Here is a 22,893-nt window from a genome sequence, read left to right as displayed (position 1 = left end):
AACTATTAATGAGTCAAATAAAGTTAAAGTATTAATTAATATCTTTAACTATAATTTATTATAAAAGGAGTAATAGGAATGATTAGAAACAGAAAACATCTTAAACTTTTAAGTATTATGGCAGCAGTAATTATAGCAAGTAGTACAATAACTACTCAGGGGAAGGTTTTAGCAGCAACTGATAATAGTAAGGATTCAAGTGTTGAAACAAAAGATAATTCAAAGGCTGTTTATTTCCAGTCTTTTGAAAACGATTTAGATAACTGGACAGGAAGAAACGCAGATATAGTAGTTGATTCATCAAAATATAAAGATGGAACAAAATCATTAAAGATAACTAATAGAGAAGAAACATGGCATGGGCCAATGATAGATTTTACTGATATTCTTGAAAAAGGGCAAGCTTATCATTTTACTGCATATGTAATGTATGATGATCCAAAAGGATTAGATAAACAAACTTTTAACTTACAATTCCAAAATGAAGTCAATGAAAGTACTAAATATGTAACAATAGGAAGTGTTACAGCTGAAAAAGGAAAATGGGCTAAGATTGAAGGTGATTATAGAATTCCTAAGAGAGATATTGTTACTAAATATGCAATGGATATAGAAATGGCTTATAAACCAAAAGATCAAACAGAAGATAGTGATAAAGTTGATTTCTATATAGATGGTGTTACTGTAGAAAAGTGTGATATGCCAGAAAAGGACTTTCAAAGAAACTTAAAATCAATAAGTGATCAATATAAAGATTACTTTCCAATAGGAGCAGCAATATATCCAGATCTATTATATGATGATATACATCCAGAATTTATTGCACATCAGTATAATGCAATAGTTGGTGGAAACTGCATGAAAGTAGATGCTCTTCAGCCAACAGAAGGAAATTTTTATTGGAATGATGCAGACATCCTTCGTGATTATGCTAAAGAAAATAATATGATTTTTAGGGGCCACACTTTACTTTGGCACAGTCAAGTTCCAGACTGGTTCTTCCAAGATAAAAATAATCCAGAAAAACCAGCATCAAGAGAATTATTAATGGAAAGAATGAAAACACATATTAGTACAGTAGTAAACCATTATAAAGATGATGTTGATTATTGGGATGTTGTAAATGAAGTTTTATCTGATAAGGAAGGATTAAGGCGTAATGATGAAAACTCAAAATGGGCATCTATTATAGGGGATGTAGATGGTGATGGATATGATGATGATTTCATTGAATTAGCATTTAGATATGCTAAAGAAGCTAATCCAAAAGGTAAATTAATAATTAATGATTATGGATTAGAATCAAGCAAGAGAAAGACAGACGAAATGTACAACCTTGTAAAGAGATTATTACAAAAAGGAGTACCTATTGATGGAATAGGATTACAAATGCATGTATCTATGTATAGTCCTGATGCACAAGTAGTGAAGGAAAATATGGATAAGCTAGCAAGCTTAAAGGAATTTAAGAAGGATGGAGACTTTGTGCTTCAAGTAACTGAAATGGATATGTCTATGTACAGCGGTTCTGGAGAACAAATGAAAGAACCAACAAAAGAAATTTTAGCTCAACAAGCAGCACAATATAAGAGATTATTTGACGTATTTAAAGAAGAGAAAAAACAAGGTAACTTAGATTTAGTTATGTTATGGGGGAACTCTGATGATGATACATGGTTAGATAACTTCCCAGTTCATAATAGATTAGATGCACCTATGCTTTTTGATAGAGATTTAAATGCAAAACCTGCTTATTATGCTTTAGTAGATCCATCTAAAGTAGATATATATAAACAATCAGTAAAAGCTATAAATGATACTCCTAAAATAGCTGAAAATGCCGATAGTAAATGGTCTATGGTTAAGGCTTTTGATGTTAATACATTTATAGAAAATACTGATGGTGCTACAGCTAAAGTTAAGACTATGTGGGATAAAGATAACTTATACGTTTTAGCAAATGTTAAAGATAAAACTGTAAGTGATAAAGATTCAGTTACTTTCTATGTTGATAATGGAAATGGCGGAGCAATAAAATATAATGTAGGTAGAAATGATGGTTCTAATTCTGAATCTGCTAAATGTAAATCTGATAATGATGGATATGAAGTTCAATGGAAACTTCCTTTAAAAGAAATTAAGGATTTTAATCCTGAAATAGGCGGTAAAATAGGCTTTGATATTAAGGTAGAAGACCAAGATAGCAATGGTTTAAATTCTACTGTAGTATGGAATGATTATTCAGGTATTGCTCCAGAAGTAAAGAACTTTGGCCAAATTCAATTAGATGGTAAAGTAAAATATGTTGAAGCTAAAAAAGGAACTCCAAATATGGATGGAGAAATAGATGAAGTTTGGAATACAGCTAACTCATTTAATACAGATTTAAAAGTAGAAGGTTCTGATGCAGCTAAAGCTAAAGTAAGAACTTTATGGGATGAAAATTATCTATATGCATTATTAGAAGTAAAAGATAGTAATTTAAATAAAGATAGTGATAAGGATCATGAACAAGATTCAGTTGAAGTATTTATTGATGAAAATAATGCCAGAACACCTTCATATGATGGAGATGATGCTCAGTACAGAGTTAATTTTGAAAATAAACAAAGTGGTGGAGGAAATAGAAACATGGATAAATTCAAATCAGCAACTAAAGTTACTGGTGATGGATATATTGTAGAAGTTGCTATTCCTTTACAAAATAAAGCTGCTGTAAATCAATTCTTAGGATTTGATGCTCAAGTTAATAATGCTGAAGATGGAAAGAGAATTGGGGTTACTATGTGGTCAGATCCAACAGGAATGACATGGTCAACAGTGAGCAATGTTGGTAATATTAAATTAGTTGATTAATAGTTAAGAATAAAAAGAGAGCTTGGAAAACTCTCTTTTTATTCTGTATATTAAGTTAGTTTCTGATAATTATTTATTGATTAAATCTTTACCAGTTCTAGCTAATTCCTTTATTCTAGAAGAAGCATTAGTATTTACTATAGTTTTTGAGAACCAAAGTAGAGCCTTATCATTATGACCAAGTCGTCTATTTAGTTCACCAAGTAGATACATTAAAGAATCTCTTTGTAGACCACAAATAGGAAAGATTTCTTTTGAGTAGGCAGCTGTAAAACCTTCAAGTGCCTGTCCTAAAAATATATTTTCTTGAGAAGTATCTTCAAGAAGTCTAAACATCCATGCTATTTTTAATGAAAGCATAGCTTTTGTGCTATCTGGAGAATCAGTTAACATAGCATTTAACAGAGCAATTTTGTATCTTTCAATAGCAAGTTTCTCATCTAGTATTATAGGATATTCTCTTGCTTTCCATTTAGGTGTAATATTACTAAAAACAAGTTCTTTTCTATAATTTTTAATTGTGTCAAAATCAGATTTTTGGGCGGAATAACCGCATGAATTACAAATCCAAATATCATAAAAATAAGGATTTACTTTTGAAGAGTAGCGGATAAAAAAATCCGAATCCCTGGATTCGATTCTTGGAGATTTTGATTTTACTACTTTAGTTGTAAATTGTGAATCACATACAGGGCATGTTACAGTTTTAGTAAACAAGTAGTTAATCACGTCATTATTCATATTAAATTACCTCAATAATGTTATGTAAATATATATTTAAATTATATCACATATGGATATATAAGATTATTATATTTTATTATTATACATAGATTAAAGTTTTTGGTATAATAAATAGAGAATGATTTAATAAAGGGTGGTATCTATGGCAATTAATGATTGGAAGAATTTTTTGATGCCTTATGAACAAGCGGTTGATGAGCTGAAAGTTAAATTAAGGTCAATCAGAAAAGAGTATAGAAGAAAAAATGAATATTCTCCAATTGAGTTCGTGACAGGAAGAGTTAAAGAAGTTTCAAGTATGCTTGAAAAAGCCAATAAATTTGAAATACCTTTAGAAAGAGTGAGGTATGAACTTGAAGATATCGCTGGAATAAGAATAATGTGTCAGTTTGTTGATGATATAGACACTGTTGTAGAGCTTCTTAGAGGAAGAAAAGATATGCAGATTCTTTATGAAAAGGATTATGTAAGAAATGTAAAAGAAAGTGGCTATAGAAGTTATCATATGATAATTAAATATCCTGTTAATATGGCTGAAGGCCCTGTAGAAATTTTAGCTGAGTTCCAAATAAGAACACTGGCAATGAATTTCTGGGCAACTATAGAACATTCGCTAAATTATAAATATAAGCAACATATACCAGAAAAGTTAAAAGAAAAACTTAAGCTTTCTGCAGATGCAGCATTTAGACTTGATGAAGAAATGTTAGAAATAAAGGACGAAATCAAGGATGCTCAAAAGTTATTTGAAGTAAAATCACATCTGATTTCGAATATAATGAATTCTTTATTAACGTTAATATCATTAGGTAAAGAAGCAGAAGCTGCAAGATATCAAAAAACATTAAACAAGTTAATAGAAGAAGGAGAAGTATGGGAGCTTAATAGTCTTCTATTTTCAGTTAAAAGAGAAATTGAAAAATATCAGGATTAATTATAAAACTATGTTTAGGTTATACTTAAACATAGATTTTTTATTTAGATAAAGAAGATTAATATAGAAGGCAGTATAAATATAATTCTATTAAGTATTTATATGTATAATCGCAAAAGTAAGTTTATTGTAAAATAAAATATGCAAAGATAATTGGTTATGATAAAATATATGAGACAAAAGGGGGAGTTACTATTTGTGGAAAAAACTAAAGAAATCTGATATCATTACTGGACTAATATGTATATTAATTGTGAGTATAGTAGGCAATATATATAGTATATATAAGATTGAAAATTATAAATATAGAATTGGACAGGAATCATATATTAAAATTCAAGATATTAAACAAAGAAACGAAAGTAATATGGAGATATTAAATAAAAGTATCGATAGTAAAAATATAAGAAATGAAGAAATATTAAAATTATATAAGAATTACGATGTAATGTCTTCTGATATTATTGAATTATGGCAGCAATATAGTGAGTATAAAGATAATTCCATTACTTTATTATCAAAAAAAATTGATACAAATAAAATAATTCAAAATGATATTAATGGAAAGATAAAAGAGTATATGTATTCAACATTAACAAAAGAAATGAAGAATGAAAAAAGTAAACTCATATTAAAAGATGATAATTTAATGTGTTTTGAGGCTATGGATGAAATGTCTAAAAAGATATATGATTATTTTAATGAGTTTGATGCTGAAAAGTTAAAAGGATGTTCGGATAAAGATAAGGAAAAGAAAATAATTAAAAATAATTATTGGATTGATATGTTGAATGGAATATATTGCATAAGTGATGATTATGCAGACATACAATGGAATATTGAATCTGCAGAAAATTAGAAGAATAAAAAAAGCTGCTGAATAAATTGATATACAGCAGTTTTTTTATGAATAAATTATATTATTTAACGATTAGTTGTAGTATTAGTGGCATCCACTACAAGAACCACCACAGCCACCTTCTGGAGCTATTACTGGTTTTAAGCTTAATCCATTACCTTCATTTTCTTCAGAAGATAATATGATAAATCCACCAAACTGATCTATTAATGATTCTTCTATAATAAAGTTTATGTCATTAACAGTTTCAATAACATCATCATCAGTTCCTTCTGAAATAGATATGTTAAATATTGGACCGCTACATGCATAACCAGCGAAATTTATTCTAATATTAAAATCAGTTATTTTATTTTCTTCTAAAAAAGCTTTAAATTCATTATAAGCTTCTTCACTTATAGTAATTTTTTTCATAAAAACACCTACTTTATATAAATTCAATGACAATGTCACTTATTTTAGTATATCATATGATTTTAAAAATATCAAAGTGTTTTAGTCGGATTTAATCGATAGTCAAAAAATGTCTTAGATATATATGAATAAAGTATAAATTATTAGAAAAATTACACAGAATATATATGTATGTTATAATTGATAATTAGGGAATATAGAAATTGTAAGCATAAGAAAGATTAATAAAGGAGCAATTATTTATGAAACCGTATAATAAGGACTTCTTATTTAAAGAAATAGATAAGTATAGAGATATAATATGTGAAAGAAGTTGTGGAAATTATAAAATTGTAAAAAGTAGCATACCAAAAGCAAAATTTAAAGGGTATATGTATAGTGAAAAAGAAAATTATGATATGGATGTTGTTGAACTTCAACAAAATGACAAATGTATAATGAAATTAGATCTTAGAGAAATTCAAGGAGACTATGAAGCTATAAACTTTGCAAAAGGTAAAGTTGGAATCGTAGGACTTGGATTAGGATATACTGCACAGGAAATTGCAAGTAAAAGTAATGTTGAAGAAGTAGTAGTTTATGAAATAAGCAGCGAAATAATACAAATGTATAATGAAAATTTTGAGAAGAATGATAAAATTAAAATTATTCAAGGTGATGCATTTAAAGCAGAAAGAGAAACATTTGATTTTTTCTTTGTTGACATATACAACTATAAGTTAACTTCTAAGGTTGTTGAAGATTATAAAAAATTTAATGAAATACATAATATTGAAGAATATTCATTTTGGGGAATGGAACACTTTTTGTTAAGCTGTAGTTATGAGGAATTATTGTGGGTATTTATACCTGAAAACTGGGTTGAAATGTGCAAAAATTTATATGAAAAGCTAGAGTCATCTGGGTATATTGAATATTATAAACCGCTAGGAGAAAAGAAGGTAAGCAGAATACTTGCAAAATTTAAAGAAGTATTAAATGCAGATTAAAAGTTTTAGGGTACATATAAAATTTTAGAGATAATATAAAGAAACTAATACAGGAAGATTTTTTCTTGTATTAGTTTTTTTATTTAGAATAAATTACGAAAAGCATATAATCATATTGATTTATACAAAAAATGGAAGTGATATAAGCTTATTGTATATGATTACTTATACTAAATACATTTTTAAATGGGGGAGGAGAAGCTTTGATTAGAGTAGAGAATTTGACCAAGGAATTTAAAATGAATAAAAAGTATCCAGGCTTCAGTGGGGCAATAAAATCATTCAAATAAAACAAAATGGAGTAACATCTCGTAAAGATATAAATGAATACTTTAATTTAAGTATAGAAGATATAAATACACAATTTGAAGAGGGAAAAATAGTTGTTAATTTTAATAAGAATAAAATATCTGCAACAGATATTATTCAATTTTATATTAATAAATATAAAATTATTGACTTTTCATTAAAGGACACAAGTATTGACGATATAATTAAAAAAATTTATAGAAAAGAGGTATAAATGTGAATAGAAAGACAAGTATGAAATCATATTTTACCTTTACAAAAAATATGTTACAAAGGCAATTTGCCTATAAGGCAAACACTATAATGTTTATTTTAGGCGATGCAATGATGATTGCAGTAACCTATTATCTATGGAAAGCAATTTATAGAAGTTCGTCTAATAGCACATTAAATGGATTTTATTATGAGGATATGATTATATATGTCCTGTTATCTTTTTTAACACAACTAGTGATTAGTACAGAAGTGAGCAATACAGTTTCAAGAGAGGTTAGAAATGGGTCTATTGCATCAAATTTAATAAAGCCTATAAGTTACGAAAAAAGAATGTTTTTTGAAGGATTAGGAAGTGCTATATATGGTTTTGTTTTAATATTTATTTGGGGATTTATAGGAATTTTAATATTATCAATTAAGTATGGGAAATATCCAGGAATTTTAAATATAATATTATATTTTATTAGCTTAGTATTATCATACATTATTAATTTTTACTATAATTACTCAATGGGATTGTTGACTTTTAAGGTGATTAATATGTGGGGAGTATGTCAAATAATGGAGGCGGTTACAGCTCTGTTTTCAGGAATGCTTATACCTCTTGTGTTCTTTCCACAACTAATTCAAAAAATATTTGACTTTTTTCCATTTAAGTCAATAATATTTACTCCATGTATGATATTTTTAGGAAAACTTAATGGAACAGAATTATATCTAGCGTTAGTAAAACAGGTAGTATGGGTTGTTATAATGATAGTTATTGGGAAAAAGATGTATAAAGCATTAATAAAAAATTTAACTATATTAGGAGGCTGATAAAATGATGAAATATATTAAACTATATAAAAAATTTTTTCAGCAGTATGTAAAAGTACTTATTGAATATAGAGCAAGTTTTGTGTTGGGACTTATAGGATTTTTACTTGTGCAATGTACTGGAATAATATTTATTGAACTTATTTTTAAGGCAATTCCTAAGCTTGATGGATGGTCTTTTTATGAAATATTATTTATATATGGCATGGCACAGATACCTAGGGGAATAGATCATGTGTTTACAGATTATTTATGGATTTTTTCATGGAAAACAATAGTAGAAGGAGAGTTTGATAGATATCTTTTAAGACCTATAAATCCACTTTTTCAAGTAATATCAGAGAGTGTACAGCCAGATGGGTTAGGGGAAATAATAATTGGAGTAATACTTACGATATATTCTTCTACTAAAATTGGAATAGAATTTAATATTTACAGGATACTATCCAGCAGCATATTTTTTAGGGAGAGAGTCGTTTGAAATAGGAATTTTACTTACAATAGGAGTTGCAATAGTTTCAATATGTATAGCTTATAAGATATGGATAATGGGAATGAAATCTTATGAAAGTGCAGGAAGCTAATAAAATTATCTTATAGAATAAAATCTGTTATTAAACAATCATAGTATATAGTTTAGTAACAGATTTTTTATCTTATGTAATCTATTTTACTATAGCCATGTTATTTCAGCTTTTTTTCTTGGTACAGTTCGTTTATAAACTACATTAGGGTATCCTATTACCATGCATGTAACTAGCTTTCTTTCATCTTTTATATTTAAGAAATCCATAATTTCTTTATTATCTTTAGCAGCTACTTGGAAGAATCCATTGAAGAAAGTTCCAAGACCTAATGTATCAACCATAAGTTCCATATTTGAGGAAGCTAAAGCACCATTTAATTCATCCTTAGCTGTTACTAGTATAACAACAGGGGCATTAAAGAATAACCTGTCATGCTTTTTTGGATCATCTTTATGTGCAAAATACATTTTAGTCCATAAGTTAGCATATCTTTCTAAAGGCTTTAGCTCAGGAGACATATTATCTAAAATATGTTGCCCTTTTTTATTTAATATTTCATAAGTCATTTCTTTAAGTTCATCTAACTTATCAGAAATAACTATATATTTAACATCTTGACTATTAGTTCCAGTTTGAGTAAATCTACCGGCTTCAATGATTTTTTCAATCTTTTCTTTTTCTACAGGTTTATCTTTAAAGCGTCTTACACTTCTTCTAAATTTTATATAATTTAAAAGTCTTTCAGCTGATATTTCAAAAGTTTCTTTATCAAATTCAATTACTTCATCCATGTCATAGTCATCAGTAGCTACAGCTTTAACAGGACATATAGCTACACAATGTCCACATTTTATACAGGCTTCATTTTTTACATGTGCTTTTCCATCCTTTAAATATATATCGTCAGTAGGACAGTCTTTTATACATTGCATACAAGCAATACACTTATCTCTATCTACAAAAAACATTAATATCATCTCCTTGATTATTTTACATAGTTTAGTATGCACAATAATTAATAAAATTATTAATAATAAGTAAAGGGAAATTATATAGAACTATACTGAGAATTGCTTTAAGATAAATAAATACGGATACTGAGATTTCAGTATCCGTTTCTCTTATTTAACAACTATATTAACAAGTCTTCCTTTAATAACAATAACTTTTACGATATTCTTACCAGCAGTAGCTTCTTTAATATTATCATTTTCAAGAGCAGCAGCTTTGATTCCTTCTTCATCTAAGTTTGATGGAATCATGATTTTTGATTTGATTTTTCCATTAACTTGGATAGCTATTTCAACTTCATCTTTAACTAAAGCAGATGGGTCAAATTTAGGTAATCTTTCATTGAATACACTTGTAGTATTTCCAAGTAAGCTCCATTCTTCTTCAGCAAAGTGAGGTGCAAATGGTGCTAATAATTTAATAAAGTCAGTTATAGTTTCCTTTAAGAATACTGGATTCTTAACACCTTCTTGAAGATATTTATTAAGAGCATTAGTAAGCTCCATAAGTCTTGCTATGGCTGTGTTAAATTGCATTTTATCTGTATCTTCAGTAACACCTTTAATTGCAGTGTGTTTCCAGAAGTTTAATTCTTTTTCAGCTGCATCTATAGTTGCTTTTGTATTTTCAGTAGAATTTATAACATCTCTTGAAGTTTCAAAAAGTCTCTCTATTCTGTCAACAAATTTAGATACAGACTTAATTCCGTCATCACTCCAAGCTCCACCTTCAGTGTATGCAAATCCAAACATTAAGTACATTCTGAATACGTCAGCGCCGTATTGTTTAATGTAGTCATCTGGAGAGATAGTGTTTCCTTTTGATTTACTCATTTTAAGTCCATCTGGTCCAAGAATTAATCCTTGGTGAGTTAAACTCTTAAATGGTTCATCAAAGTTTAAGTATCCCATATCTCTTAATGCTTTAGTGATGAATCTTGCATATAATAAGTGCATACATGCATGTTCTGGACCACCAACATATTTATCAACAGGAAGAATCTTATTAATTAGTTCTGGGTTAAATGCTTCTTTATCATTTTTATTGTCTGGATATCTTAAATAGTACCATGAAGAGCATACAAAAGTATCTAATGTATCAACTTCTCTCTTTGCAGGTTTACCACAGCAAGGGCAAGTTGTATTAACGAATTCTTCACATTTTGCTAATGGAGATTTTCCGTCTGGAGTAAATTCTACATTGTATGGTAATTTAACAGGAAGATCCTTTTCTGGAACTGGAACTATTCCGCAATCATCACAGTAGATTACTGGAATTGGAGCTCCCCAATATCTTTGTCTAGATACAAGCCAGTCTCTTAATCTGAAGTTAACCTTCATAGCACCAAGTTTATCTTTTTCTAATTCTTCTACGATAGCCTTTTTAGCTTCATCAGTAGTTAATCCATCAAATTTTCCTGAGTTAACTAAGATACCATGTTCACAGAATGGTAATTCAGGTTCATTTCCAACTTTATCAGTTATAACTCTTTGAATTGGTAATTCGAATTTAGTTGCGAAAGCAAAGTCTCTTTCATCATGGGCAGGAACAGCCATAACGCATCCTGTACCATATGTAGCTAATACATAATCAGCAATCCATATTGGAACTACTTTACCGTTAATAGGGTTTATTGCATATGAACCAGTGAATACACCAGTCTTTTCTTTAGAAGAAGATTGTCTTTCAATATCAGTTTGCTTAGCAGCTTCTTCTTTGTATTTTTCAACAGCTTCTTTATATTCAGGAAGTGTTAATTCATCTACTAATTTATTTTCTGGAGCTAAAACAACATAGCTTACACCATTTAAAGTATCAACTCTTGTTGTAAATACATCAAATGATAAATCTGAATCTTTAACCTTGAATGTAACTTGAGCACCATAAGATCTTCCGATCCAGTGTTTTTGCATTGCTTTAGTTTTTTCAGGCCAATCTAAGCCATCAATCATATCTAATAATTCATCAGCATAATCAGTAATTTTGAAGAACCATTGAGTTAAGTCCTTTTTAGTAACAACAGTTCCACATCTTTCACATTCACCATCAACAACTTGTTCGTTAGCTAAAACTGTGTTACAAGATGGACACCAATTTACTGGAGCTTTCTTTCTATAAGCTAATCCTTTTTCATATAATTTTAAGAATAACCATTGAGTCCATTTGTAGTAATCAGGAAGACAAGTGATTATTTCATTTTCCCAGTTAAACATTGCACCCATAGATTTTAATTGTTTTTCCATTGTTTCAATGTTCTTTAATGTTGAGTCTTGTGGATGAATGCCAGTCTTTATTGCATAATTTTCTGCTGGTAAGCCAAATGCATCGAATCCCATTGGTTGGAATACGTTGTATCCTTGCATTCTTTTAAATCTAGCCCATGAATCTGTTGGACCATAGTTAAACCAGTGGCCAGCATGTAATTGAGCTCCTGATGGATAAGAGAACATTTCAAGAGTATAAAGCTTCTTATCTAAGTTTGTAGGGTCAAATTTGTAAGTTTCATTTTCTTCCCAAATCTTTTGCCATTTTTCATCGATTTTAGTACTGTAATTTCCCATTTTAAACCTCCAAATATTTCAGTTAATAGTTAGCAAATAAAAGTTAACAATTAATATAAAATTGGTCAACAATATATGAATTTTTAATTTTATAAATAGAAATTCTATTTTATTGAAGCATTTTTTCACTTATTGCAAATTGTTAACTGAGCTTATTTTTGTATAAAAAAAGCCCTCATCTCTATTAAGAGACGAAAGCATAGTTTCCGTGGTACCACTCTTATTAAAAGAATTATAACAAATTCTTTTCACTTAATACTTTAACGGGTTTACCGTATCTGTTTCTTAGGCAGATAAGCTCCTAGACAAGTTCATAATAATATAACGTTATTTCACACCAGCCAATAACTCTCTTAAGATATAAATATTACTACTACTTCTATTCAATGCTTTTATACAATTTTAGAACTATTATATATTAAAATTGTTAATAAATCAAGAATTCAAGTAGTATAAAACTACAAATTATAATAGAAGATATAAGGGCTATATTATGTTTAGAAAATGTTAAAATTTATTTTAAACATAATATGATAAAATGAGAATTATATGATATATTAAAGAATATTAATATATACGAGTATAAGAGGAATATTAGGATTTATAAATTACTAACAAAGGAAGTGATGGGATGGATTTGCTATTAGCTTTAGGTCTGATAGTTTTAATATTAAATGTATTCTTTTCTTTCTCGCTTATTTTTATTGAAAGAAAAGATCCAACTACAACATGGGCATGGTTACTTATACTAATTGTGCTGCCAGGGATAGGATTTATAATTTACTTATTGTTCGGTCAGAATTTAAGCAGACAGAAAATATTCAAAGAAAAAACAATAAGTGATGCTAAAAAGAGAAAAATATTAAATGATATGATGCATGAATCTAGTATATCTTCTCATGATGGGGGAGAAAAGTTTTCTGATCTTAGAAAAATGAATTTTAATGATTCAGGATCAAAATATAGGATAAATAATGATATTGACGTATATGTAAACGGTGAAGATAAATTTAAGCAACTTTTAGAAGATATAAGAAATGCTAAAAAATATATACACATTGAATACTATATTTTCAAGAAAGATATATTAGGACAACAAATAATTGAGGAATTAACTAAGAAGGCACAAGAAGGGTTAGAAGTAAGACTTCTTGCAGATGCAATGGGCTCAAGGAAATTAACTAAAAAAACATTGAAAGAATATATTTCTGCAGGCGGAAAATTTGCTGTGTTTTTTCCAGGAATAATCCCTCATTTAAATACTCGTGTCAACTATAGAAATCATAGAAAAATAGTTGTTATTGATGGTAAATATGGTTATGTAGGTGGATTTAATGTAGGAAAAGAATATATAAATAGGGATAAAAAGATAGGCTTTTGGAGAGATACTCATGTAAGAATTAATGGTGAATCAGTAGATGATTTAAATGCAAGATTTCTGATGGACTGGTGTTATGCTTCTGGAGAAGTAATAGAAAGTTATCGAAAGTATATGATAAGGGAAAAAGAAAAAGTAGGAGATATTGGTATACAGATTGTTACAAGTGGGCCAGACCATGAGGAACCATACATAAGAAATGCTTACATTAAAATAATTAATAATGCAAAGAAAAATGTATATTTAGAAACACCTTATTTTGTGCCAGATTCACCAGTGCTTGAAGCTTTAAAAATATCTGCTTTATCTGGAACAGACGTAAGAATAATGATTCCAGGTAAGCCAGACCATTTCTTTATGGGATGGGCAGCAAGCTCATATATTGGAGAGTTATTAGAAGCAGGCGTAAAGGTATATGCTTACACTAAAGGTTTTATACATGCTAAAACAATGGTAGCAGATAGTCTTGTTATGAGTATTGGAACTGCTAATATGGACATAAGAAGTTTTAAATTAAACTTTGAGGTCAATGCATTTATTTATGATGATAGAGTTGCTAAAAATGGTGAAGAGCAATTTATGAAAGACATGGAAGATTGTTATGAAATAACTAAAGAAATGCACGAAAGTAGAAGTGGTATTTTAAAAATCAAGGAATCAATCATAAGGTTATTATCACCTATTTTATAGAAAAATATTTAAATAACCAGAAATAAAAAATATATATTATAAAAGTAAGGTTATGTTATAGGAATTATAAATTTTTATAATTAACACTTTATTATTTATTAATGAATTATTTGTGGTGATTTTAATAAAAAGCTAAAATATTGATAAATGATTAAAAAATATAAAATTTTGATATTAAATTGTTAATGAATATTGACAATTTATTTCGATTTGTTATAATGATTAAAACAATTATTTTTACAAAGAATGGAGAAAAAACATGAAAAAGGATATTAGTAAATCAGCAATGCAAAATTTTTATAGCTTTTTTAGTTTTATATTCTGGGGCTTTTATTTTAGCGCTGGCTATTTGTTTTGCAAAAAAATGAATAATAATAACCTTTTAATGAGTGTTTAAAGTTTTAATAATTTATAGTAAAAATCTTAAGTGATAGTGTATAAGATAGAGCTCATTAATGTAAGGGCTCTATTTTTTATAGGTAGAAACTGATAAAACATATAATTAGAAAAAAAGAATAATGACTACTACTTATACCTATTAATTATGTATTTTCTTTGTAGATAAGTTAAGGGGGCTTTATAAATGATCGTAATATTAAAACAAAATGTAAAACAAGAAGAAATTAATAAATTAACTAAACAAATTGAATCTAAGGGGCTTATAGTAAATCCAGTAATAGGTACTGAAAAGAGTATTTTAGGATTAGTTGGAGATACAACACAAATAGATCCTTCAATTATAGAAGCAAGTGAAATTGTAGAAAATGTGATGCATGTTCAAGAACCATTTAAAAAAGCTAATAGAATGTTTCATCCGGATCCAACAATTGTTGATGTTAATGGGGTAAAAATAGGTGGAAAGAAAATTGCAATGATAGCTGGTCCATGTTCAGTAGAAAGTGAAGAACAAATAGTACAGATAGCAGAAGAGGTTAAGGAAATAGGAGCTAATTTCTTAAGAGGTGGTGCTTTTAAGCCAAGAACATCACCATATGCATTTCAAGGATTAAAATATGAAGGATTAGAATTATTAAAGAAAGCTAAAGAAAAAACAGGTCTTCCAATAGTTACAGAATTAATGTCACCTTATGATATTGAAACCTTTGTAGAAAATGTTGATGTAATTCAGGTTGGAGCTAGAAATATGCAGAATTTTGAACTTCTAAAGGAACTAGGAAAGATTAATAAACCAATTTTATTAAAGAGAGGATTATCTGCAACTATAGAAGAATGGTTAATGTCTGCTGAATATATTATGGCTGGTGGAAATGAAAATGTAATTCTATGTGAAAGAGGAATAAGAACCTTTGAAACTTATACAAGAAACACTTTGGACTTAAGTGCTATACCAGCAGTTAAAAAATTAAGTCATTTACCTGTTATAGTAGATCCAAGTCATGCTGCAGGCAAGTACTGGATGGTTGAACCTCTTGCAAAAGCAGCTATTGCTGTAGGTGCCGATGGGCTTATAATAGAAGTGCACAATGATCCAGCTAATGCATTATGTGATGGTCCACAATCTATAAAACCTAAAAATTATGCTAAATTAGTTGAAGAGCTAAAAGTTATTGCTAATGCAGTAGGAAGAGAGCTTTAATTTTATGAGTAGTAATTATTTTATATATAAAAGTCAGGAGGATACCAATGGAAAAATTGTTAGTTGATTTAGGAGAGAGAAGTTATCCTATAATAATAGAAAAAGGTTTATTAGATAAGATAGATATTGAAATAGGAAAAGTGTTTAAGGGGAGAAAGATTTTTGTTTTAAGTGATAAAAATGTTGCATTACATTATGGAGAAAGAGTTGTAAATTGCTTGGAGAAAGCTGGATATGAAGTTAAACTTATGGCTCTTGAACCAGGAGAAGAAACAAAATCAATAAATACACTTCCTTCAATTTATAATGAACTTCTAGATTTTAAACTTACAAGAAGTGATTTGATTATAACTTTAGGTGGGGGAGTTATTGGAGATATAGGAGGATTTACTGCTTCCACTTTCCTTAGAGGAGTATCTTTTGTACAGATTCCTACATCTATTCTTGCACAGGTTGACAGCAGTGTTGGAGGAAAGGTTGCTGTAGATTTAGATAGAGGTAAGAATTTAGTAGGAAGCTTTTATCATCCTAAATTAGTACTTATAGATCCAGAAGTGCTTCATACTCTAGATGATAGATTTTATAGAGATGGAATGGCGGAAGTAATAAAATACGGATGTATAAAGGATAAAGAGTTTTTCTATTTCTTAAAGAGTTTAAAATCTAAAGATGAAGTTATGAACAACATAGAAAAAATTATACACAACTGTTGCTATATTAAGAAGTGTGTTGTGGAAAAAGATGAAAGAGATACTGGAGAAAGAATGCTTTTAAATTTTGGACACACATTAGGTCATGCTATAGAAGCATATTATGATTTTAAGAAGTTTAGTCATGGTGAAGCTGTATCAATAGGAATGTATGAAATAAGTAAAATTTCAGAGAAAAAAGGAATCACAGAAACAGGTACAGCTGATACTATTAAAGAAATTTTAATTCAGTATGGATTACCTTATGAAGTAGAAATTAATGAAAAATCCGTTATATTAGATACTATATCTTTAGACAAAAAGAATATTGATAATGTACTTAAAGTGGTACTTCTTAAATCAATAGGTGATTCTTTCTTAGAAAAAACAAGTGTAGACTTTTTTAAATAATGTTATGGAGGTGTGAAAATGGGGGATTATAAAGTTTATCCAGCTAAATTAAATGGTGATATAAAGATACCACCTTCAAAAAGTATGGCACACAGAGCTGTAATATGTGCTTCATTAAGTGGTGGAATAAGCAGACTTACTAATATTGATTATTCAGATGATATAATAGCTACAATAAAGGCAATGGAGTCACTTGGGGCGGTCATAGTAAAGAAGGAAGATTATCTTGAAGTAACAGGAATAAACAGTAAGGATAATAAAGTAAAGAGCAATATAGAAAGAGAAAGACTTATAGACTGCAATGAATCTGGATCTACATTGAGATTTTTAGTACCTATTGCAGCGTTATTTGATGGAATTAATAGATTTATTGGAAGAGGAAACTTAGGAAAAAGACCATTAGATACTTATTACAATATTTTTGATGAGCAAGGAATAAAGTATAGTTATAAAGAAGGAATATTAGATTTAAGAACAGAAGGAAAACTTAAATCTGGTGAATTTAAAGTTAAAGGTAATATAAGTTCACAATTCATAACAGGGCTATTATTTACACTTCCTTTATTAGATGGGGATTCAAAAATAATAATAACAACTGAAATGGAGTCTAAGGGATATATTGATTTAACTTTAAGTGCTATAAAGGATTTTGGTGTTGAAATAATCAACAATAATTACAAAGAATTTATTGTTAAAGGAAATCAAAATTACAAGAGTAGAGATTATAGAGTAGAAGGAGATTACTCTCAAGCAGCATTTTTCTTATGTGCAGATGCATTAGGTAATGAAATTACTGCAAATGATTTGAAACTTGACTCTCTTCAAGGAGATAAAGAAGTAATAGATATATTAGAAAGAATAGGCGTAAAATTTGAAAGTAAAAATTCAAGTCTTATAGGGAAATCTAATGGACAATTAAAAGCTACAATAATAGATGGTTCACAATGCCCTGATATTATACCAGTAGTAACGCTTGTTGCTTCTATATGTGAAGGTACTACTGAAATAATAAATGCAGAGAGACTTAGGATAAAAGAATGTGATAGATTAGCAGCTGTTACAAGTGAATTAAATAAACTTGGTGCAGATATTAAAGAAAAACAAGATGGTTTAATAATAAATGGTGTAAAAAAACTTAAGGGTGGAGCTGAAGTGTGGAGTCATAAGGATCATAGAATAGCAATGACACTTGCAATAGCTTCAACTGTATGTGAAGAACCTATAATTATTAAAGATTATGAGTGTGTTTCAAAATCTTATCCACAATTTTGGGATGATTACAAAAGCTTAGGAGGTAAGTTTGATGAGTGGAATGTGGGGAAATAAATTTAAAGTATCTATATTTGGTGAATCTCATGGTGTAGGAATTGGAATTACAATTGACGGACTTCCATCTGGATTTGAAATAAATATGGAAGAAGTATTAAAGGAAATGGCTAGGCGTGCTCCAGGAAAAAGTAAATTATCTACTGCAAGAAAAGAAACAGATATGCCTGAAATTTTAAGTGGATTTTTTGAAGGCAAAACAACTGGTACTCCTCTTTGTGCAATTATAAGAAATAGTGATCAGCATTCTAGGGATTATGGAAAGCTTAAAGACTTAATGAGACCAGGCCATGCTGATTATCCTGGATTTATTAAGTATAAGGGATTTAATGATTACAGAGGAGGTGGTCATTTTTCAGGAAGAATAACTGCACCTTTAGTATTTGCAGGGGCAGTATGTAAGCAAATACTAGAATCTAAAGGGATAAAAATAGGAGCTCATGTAAGTAGTATAGGAAAAGTAAAAGATAAGAGCTTTTTTGATGTGGAATTAACTAATGAACTTTTAGATACAATAAAAGTTAATGAATTGCCATTATTGGCAACGGAAAAGGAAGAAGAAATGAGAAATACTATTCTTGAAGCAAGAAAAGAGCAGGATTCAGTAGGTGGAACTATTGAATGTGCTGTACTTGGAATTGATGCAGGAATTGGTGATCCATTCTTTGATTCAGTTGAATCAACATTAGCTCATTTAATGTTTTCGGTGCCAGCTGTAAAAGGAATTGAGTTTGGCAAAGGATTTTCTATGAGTGAACATAGAGGATCAGAGTGTAACGATGAATACTATTATGATGGTGATAAAGTAAAGACATATACAAATAATAATGGAGGTATAACAGGAGGAATAACAAATGGAATGCCTATATTATTTAAGGTGGCAATAAAACCTACTCCATCAATATCAAAGAATCAAAAAACGATAGATGTAAATGAACATAAGGATGCAGAACTTGTTATTGAGGGAAGACATGATCCATGTATAGTTCAAAGAGCAGTACCAGTAATTGAAGCAGTAACAGCTATTGGACTTATGGAATTAATTAAATAATTTAATTATTGAAAAGATATACACCTTATAAGGGAGCATTAATTAAGAAAAGAACACTTAATTGCTAGAACAGAAGGGAGAACATTAGAATGTCAGAACTTGATGGTTATAGAATGAAGATAGATGAAATAGATAGAGAAATTACAAGATTGTTCGAAGAAAGAATGGATACAGTTATAAAGGTTGGAGAATATAAAAAGAAGAATAATCTGCCAGTGCTTAATAAAGATAGAGAAAAACAAGTTATTGAAAAGAATGTTGGTTATCTAAATAATAAGGAATATTCAGAAGAGTTAACAGCATTTTATAATAATTTAATGAATATCGCTAAAGACCTTGAACATAAGAAAATGAAAAGTGAATCGTCTGAAGATAATATATTTGATTTAAATAAAATAAAGAGCCACAGAATAGATAAGTGTAAAGTAGGATTTTTTGGAGAACCTGGATCATATACAGAAGAAGCTATGATAAATCACTTTGGAAAGAATGCTGATTCTAAGTCATATGATGAATTTGAAGATGTTTTTATGGCTATAAATAATAATGAAATTGATTATGGTGTTGTACCTATAGAAAATTCTTCAACTGGAGCTATTTCAAAAGTATATGATTTATTATATAAATATAATTTTTACATTGTAGGTGAAGAGTGTGTAAAAATTGAAGAACATTTATTAGGTGTAGAAGGAGCTGTTTTAGATGATATAAAAGAAGTTTATTCTCATGAACAGCCATTTAAGCAAAGTACAGAATTTTTAAAACAATATGATCATTGGAAGCTGATTCCTTTCCATAGTACATCAGTAAGTGCAAAACTTGTTAGTGATTTAAAGGATAAGAGTAAAGCAGCTATAGCAAGCAGAAGGTCAGCAGAGCTTTATGATCTTAATATTATAGAAGAAAACATAAATAATAGAATTGAAAATACTACAAGATTTATAGTAATTTCTAAGACATTTGAATCAGATGAGGATTGCAACAAGATAAGTGTTGTATTTTCAATGGAACATAAAGCAGGTGCTCTTTATGACTTAGTTAGACATCTTGCAGAAAATCAAATTAACATGATGAAAATAGAATCAAGACCTATGCAGAGTGGATTATGGAAGTATTTCTTGTATGTGGACTTTGAAGGAAATATTTCAGATGAAAAAGTAAAGAAAGCGTTAAATAAATTACAGGAAAGCAGTTCATATTTTAAACTTCTTGGAGGATATAAAGGAGTGCAAGACAATTAATGTAGTGGGAGAGTGGTAAAGTGGAATTTTACGGAGTTTTAGGTGAAAAACTACCTCATACTATTTCACCAGAAATACATGAACAAGTATTTTCACTATTAAATATAAAAGGTGCATATAAAAAATTTGAAGTAGAAAAAGATGATTTATGTAAGGTGGCAGAGTCTCTTAGAGTATTAAAAATAAAGGGAACTAATGTTACTATACCTTATAAGCAGGATATAATGAAATATCTAGATGAAATATCAGAAGAAGCTAAGAATATAGGTGCAATTAATACAATAAACTTCAAAGATAACAAACTATATGGATATAATACAGATTATTATGGATTTGGAACAATAATTGATAAAAATAATCTTAATGTAAATAATAAAATTGTTATGGTATTAGGAACTGGAGGAGCTTCAAAGGCTGTAGTTACTTATTTATTGGATAAGGGAGTTACAAAAGTATATTTAATTTCTAGGTCAGAAAGAAAAGAATCAGGGTATGAGGATTCAAGAGTTGAGTGCAGAACTTATGAAGCTATTAAAGATTTAAAGGGATATGCCATAGTAAATACAACTCCTGTTGGAATGTATCCTCATATTGATGTAAGTCCAGTAGAAGAGGATGTAATACAAAATTTTGATGTATTAATTGATATCATTTATAACCCTAGAAAAACAAAGTTTTTAGATATTGGTGAAAAATTAAATAAAAAGATATGTGGAGGGCTTGAAATGCTTGTAGGTCAGGCTATAAAGTCTGAAGAAATATGGCAAGAAATGAAAATCAGTAATGAGATTTTTGATAAAGTTTATTCGCATATAAACAAGAATTTTAAATAATCAATTAAATGTTAACTGAATTTGGGGTGTGTTATGAAAGATAAGATAGTTATTATAGGAATGCCTGGATGTGGGAAAACAACTATTAGTAAAATACTAGGTGAAGAATTAAACTTAATGGTTTATGATGTGGATGATTATATTCAAAAAAAGACTTCAAAAACCATAGCAGAGCTTTTTGAAAAAGGTGAAGATCATTTTAGAAATGTAGAAACTGAATGTTGCATAGAGCTTTCTAAAAAGAAGAATATACTTATTGCTACAGGTGGTGGAGCAGTAAAAAAAGAAGAAAATATGAAATGTTTTAAGGAGGAATCTATAATAATATTTATAGACAGGCCCCTAGAAAAGATATTAGATGATGTAGATGTATCTAAACGTCCACTTCTTAAGGATGGTAAGGAAAAAGTTATTAAATTATACAATGAAAGATATGAACTTTATAAAAAATATGCAGATAAAATAGTTGTTAATGATTCAGATTTGAAAGATGTAGTTGATGAAATAAAAGAAATAATACATGAACACGTGGGGATGAGAATATGTCAAAAGCAGTAGTTGTGAGAAATGTAAGAATAGGTGATGATATTCCAAAAATTGCAGTATCGCTTATGGGAATTGATGAGAGTGAATTAGCTGGTGAAATAGAAAAACTAAACAATATTAATTTTGACATAGTAGAGTGGCGTGTAGATTTTTATAAAGATGTTGAAAATATAGATAAAGTAAAAGAAACATTATCATATATTAGAAAATTATTAAAAGATATCCCTATTATATTTACCTTTAGAACTAAAAATGAAGGTGGCAATAGAGAGATATCAAAAGAATATTATATTGAACTTTTAAAAGAAATAGTAAAGACAAAAGAAATTGATTTAGTAGATATTGAACTTTTTACAGGTTATGAAGAGGTTATAAATATAATTAATATATCACATGAAAATAAAGTAAAAGTTATAATTTCAAATCATGATTTTGAGAAGACACCTTCTAAAAAAGAAATTACGGAAAGACTTAAAAAGATGATTGATTTAGGAGCAGACATTCCTAAGATAGCAGTAATGCCTAAATGCAGAAATGATGTGCTTACTCTGTTAAGTGCTACAAGTGATATTTATGAACAATATTCAGACACACCTATAATAACAATGTCTATGGGAAGTATAGGTATGGTGAGTAGAATAGCAGGAGAATTTTTTGGGTCAGCATTAACTTTCGGAGCAGCTGAAAAAACATCTGCACCAGGTCAGATTAATGCTGATGATTTAAGTACTATTTTAAGTCTTATTCACAAAAGCAAAAGCTAAGCAAATTTGAAAGAGTATAATAAATAGTTTATATTATAAATTGTACATATATAAGAACGATTATGTGAAAATTATAGTTAATAGTACTTTATATAATTATAAATTTTTATTTGGTACAAAAAGAAGCT

At 28.8% G+C, this 22,893-nt stretch carries 18 protein-coding genes, 1 pseudogene and 1 other annotated feature; of the genes and pseudogenes, 15 read left to right on the top strand and 4 right to left on the bottom strand.

The genetic code is table 11. From position 1 onward, the window contains the following. Positions 1 to 78: 78 nt before the first annotated feature. Positions 79 to 2,856: an endo-1,4-beta-xylanase gene (locus tag HF850_RS07370; protein ID WP_169104821.1), complete on the top strand. Its 2,778-nt coding sequence runs from the start codon at positions 79 to 81 to the stop codon at positions 2,854 to 2,856. 69 nt (positions 2,857 to 2,925) lie between these two features. On the opposite strand, the gene HF850_RS07365 is transcribed toward HF850_RS07370, so the two are convergent. Then, the gene (locus HF850_RS07365) at positions 2,926 to 3,597 is read right to left on the bottom strand and encodes a DUF2225 domain-containing protein (RefSeq protein WP_169104820.1); all 672 of its coding nucleotides are present in this window, start codon (positions 3,595 to 3,597) and stop codon (positions 2,926 to 2,928) included. Between the two features lie 145 nt (positions 3,598 to 3,742). Between HF850_RS07365 and HF850_RS07360 the strand changes: the two genes are divergently transcribed. Both HF850_RS07360 and HF850_RS07355 read left to right on the top strand, forming a co-directional pair. Beyond that, positions 3,743 to 4,534, top strand: coding sequence for a GTP pyrophosphokinase family protein (locus HF850_RS07360; protein ID WP_169104819.1), 792 nt, complete (start codon positions 3,743 to 3,745; stop codon positions 4,532 to 4,534). Between the two features lie 196 nt (positions 4,535 to 4,730). Then, positions 4,731 to 5,393 (top strand): hypothetical protein, encoded by a 663-nt coding sequence (locus HF850_RS07355; protein WP_169104818.1) that lies wholly within the window; start codon positions 4,731 to 4,733, stop codon positions 5,391 to 5,393. Between the two features lie 84 nt (positions 5,394 to 5,477). Here the strand turns inward: HF850_RS07355 and HF850_RS07350 are convergent, their stop codons facing one another. Beyond that, positions 5,478 to 5,807, bottom strand: a complete 330-nt coding sequence (locus HF850_RS07350) for a HesB-like protein (protein ID WP_169104817.1) — start codon at positions 5,805 to 5,807, stop codon at positions 5,478 to 5,480. A 242-nt stretch (positions 5,808 to 6,049) separates the two neighbouring features. On the opposite strand from HF850_RS07350, the gene HF850_RS07345 reads away from it, so the two are divergent. The 3 genes and pseudogenes from HF850_RS07345 (at position 6,050) to HF850_RS07335 (ending at position 8,724) form a co-directional block, all read left to right on the top strand. Next, a complete protein-coding gene (locus HF850_RS07345) occupies positions 6,050 to 6,796 on the top strand; it encodes an rRNA adenine N-6-methyltransferase family protein (RefSeq protein WP_169104816.1) in 747 nt (248 codons plus the stop codon). Positions 6,797 to 7,321: 525 nt separating this feature from the next. Further along, positions 7,322 to 8,140, top strand: coding sequence for an ABC-2 family transporter protein (locus tag HF850_RS07340; protein WP_347564414.1), 819 nt, complete (start codon positions 7,322 to 7,324; stop codon positions 8,138 to 8,140). 4 nt (positions 8,141 to 8,144) lie between these two features. Then, positions 8,145 to 8,724, top strand: a pseudogene (locus HF850_RS07335) (ABC-2 family transporter protein). Positions 8,725 to 8,813: 89 nt separating this feature from the next. On the opposite strand, the gene HF850_RS07330 reads toward HF850_RS07335, so the two are convergent. Next, on the bottom strand, positions 8,814 to 9,635 hold the full coding sequence (locus tag HF850_RS07330; protein WP_169104815.1) for a nitroreductase family protein: 822 nt from the start codon (positions 9,633 to 9,635) through the stop codon (positions 8,814 to 8,816). A gap of 153 nt (positions 9,636 to 9,788) precedes the next feature. Continuing rightward, the gene (leuS, locus tag HF850_RS07325) at positions 9,789 to 12,239 is read right to left on the bottom strand and encodes a leucine--tRNA ligase (protein ID WP_169104814.1); all 2,451 of its coding nucleotides are present in this window, start codon (positions 12,237 to 12,239) and stop codon (positions 9,789 to 9,791) included. A gap of 184 nt (positions 12,240 to 12,423) precedes the next feature. Then, positions 12,424 to 12,635, bottom strand: a binding site (T-box leader). Positions 12,636 to 12,870: 235 nt separating this feature from the next. Here leuS and cls point away from each other — a divergent pair. The 9 genes from cls (at position 12,871) to aroD (ending at position 22,765) form a co-directional block, all read left to right on the top strand. Beyond that, complete coding sequence (cls, locus tag HF850_RS07320) at positions 12,871 to 14,307, top strand: cardiolipin synthase (RefSeq protein ID WP_169104813.1); 1,437 nt, start codon at positions 12,871 to 12,873, stop codon at positions 14,305 to 14,307. A gap of 583 nt (positions 14,308 to 14,890) precedes the next feature. Continuing rightward, positions 14,891 to 15,904, top strand: a complete 1,014-nt coding sequence (gene aroF / locus HF850_RS07315; protein ID WP_169104812.1) for a 3-deoxy-7-phosphoheptulonate synthase — start codon at positions 14,891 to 14,893, stop codon at positions 15,902 to 15,904. Between the two features lie 47 nt (positions 15,905 to 15,951). Next, complete coding sequence (gene aroB, locus HF850_RS07310) at positions 15,952 to 17,004, top strand: 3-dehydroquinate synthase (protein ID WP_169104811.1); 1,053 nt, start codon at positions 15,952 to 15,954, stop codon at positions 17,002 to 17,004. Positions 17,005 to 17,022: 18 nt separating this feature from the next. Continuing rightward, positions 17,023 to 18,330: a 3-phosphoshikimate 1-carboxyvinyltransferase gene (gene aroA, locus HF850_RS07305; protein WP_169104810.1), complete on the top strand. Its 1,308-nt coding sequence runs from the start codon at positions 17,023 to 17,025 to the stop codon at positions 18,328 to 18,330. Continuing rightward, complete coding sequence (gene aroC, locus HF850_RS07300) at positions 18,308 to 19,381, top strand: chorismate synthase (protein WP_169104809.1); 1,074 nt, start codon at positions 18,308 to 18,310, stop codon at positions 19,379 to 19,381. The genes aroA and aroC overlap by 23 nt, the downstream gene beginning before the upstream one ends. An 89-nt stretch (positions 19,382 to 19,470) precedes the next feature. Beyond that, positions 19,471 to 20,622: a prephenate dehydratase gene (gene pheA, locus HF850_RS07295; RefSeq protein WP_169104808.1), complete on the top strand. Its 1,152-nt coding sequence runs from the start codon at positions 19,471 to 19,473 to the stop codon at positions 20,620 to 20,622. A gap of 20 nt (positions 20,623 to 20,642) precedes the next feature. Next, a complete protein-coding gene (gene aroE / locus HF850_RS07290; protein WP_169104807.1) occupies positions 20,643 to 21,455 on the top strand; it encodes a shikimate dehydrogenase in 813 nt (270 codons plus the stop codon). Positions 21,456 to 21,488: 33 nt separating this feature from the next. Continuing rightward, a complete protein-coding gene (locus HF850_RS07285) occupies positions 21,489 to 22,013 on the top strand; it encodes a shikimate kinase (RefSeq protein WP_169104806.1) in 525 nt (174 codons plus the stop codon). Next, positions 21,998 to 22,765: a type I 3-dehydroquinate dehydratase gene (aroD, locus tag HF850_RS07280; protein WP_169104805.1), complete on the top strand. Its 768-nt coding sequence runs from the start codon at positions 21,998 to 22,000 to the stop codon at positions 22,763 to 22,765. Before HF850_RS07285 ends, aroD begins: the two co-directional genes overlap by 16 nt. Positions 22,766 to 22,893: the final 128 nt, after the last annotated feature.

It is taken from the genome of Clostridium sp. SM-530-WT-3G (assembly GCF_012843905.1).
In the GTDB taxonomy this organism is placed as follows: domain Bacteria; phylum Bacillota; class Clostridia; order Clostridiales; family Clostridiaceae; genus Clostridium.
This window is presented reverse-complemented; position numbering and strand designations above follow the sequence as displayed.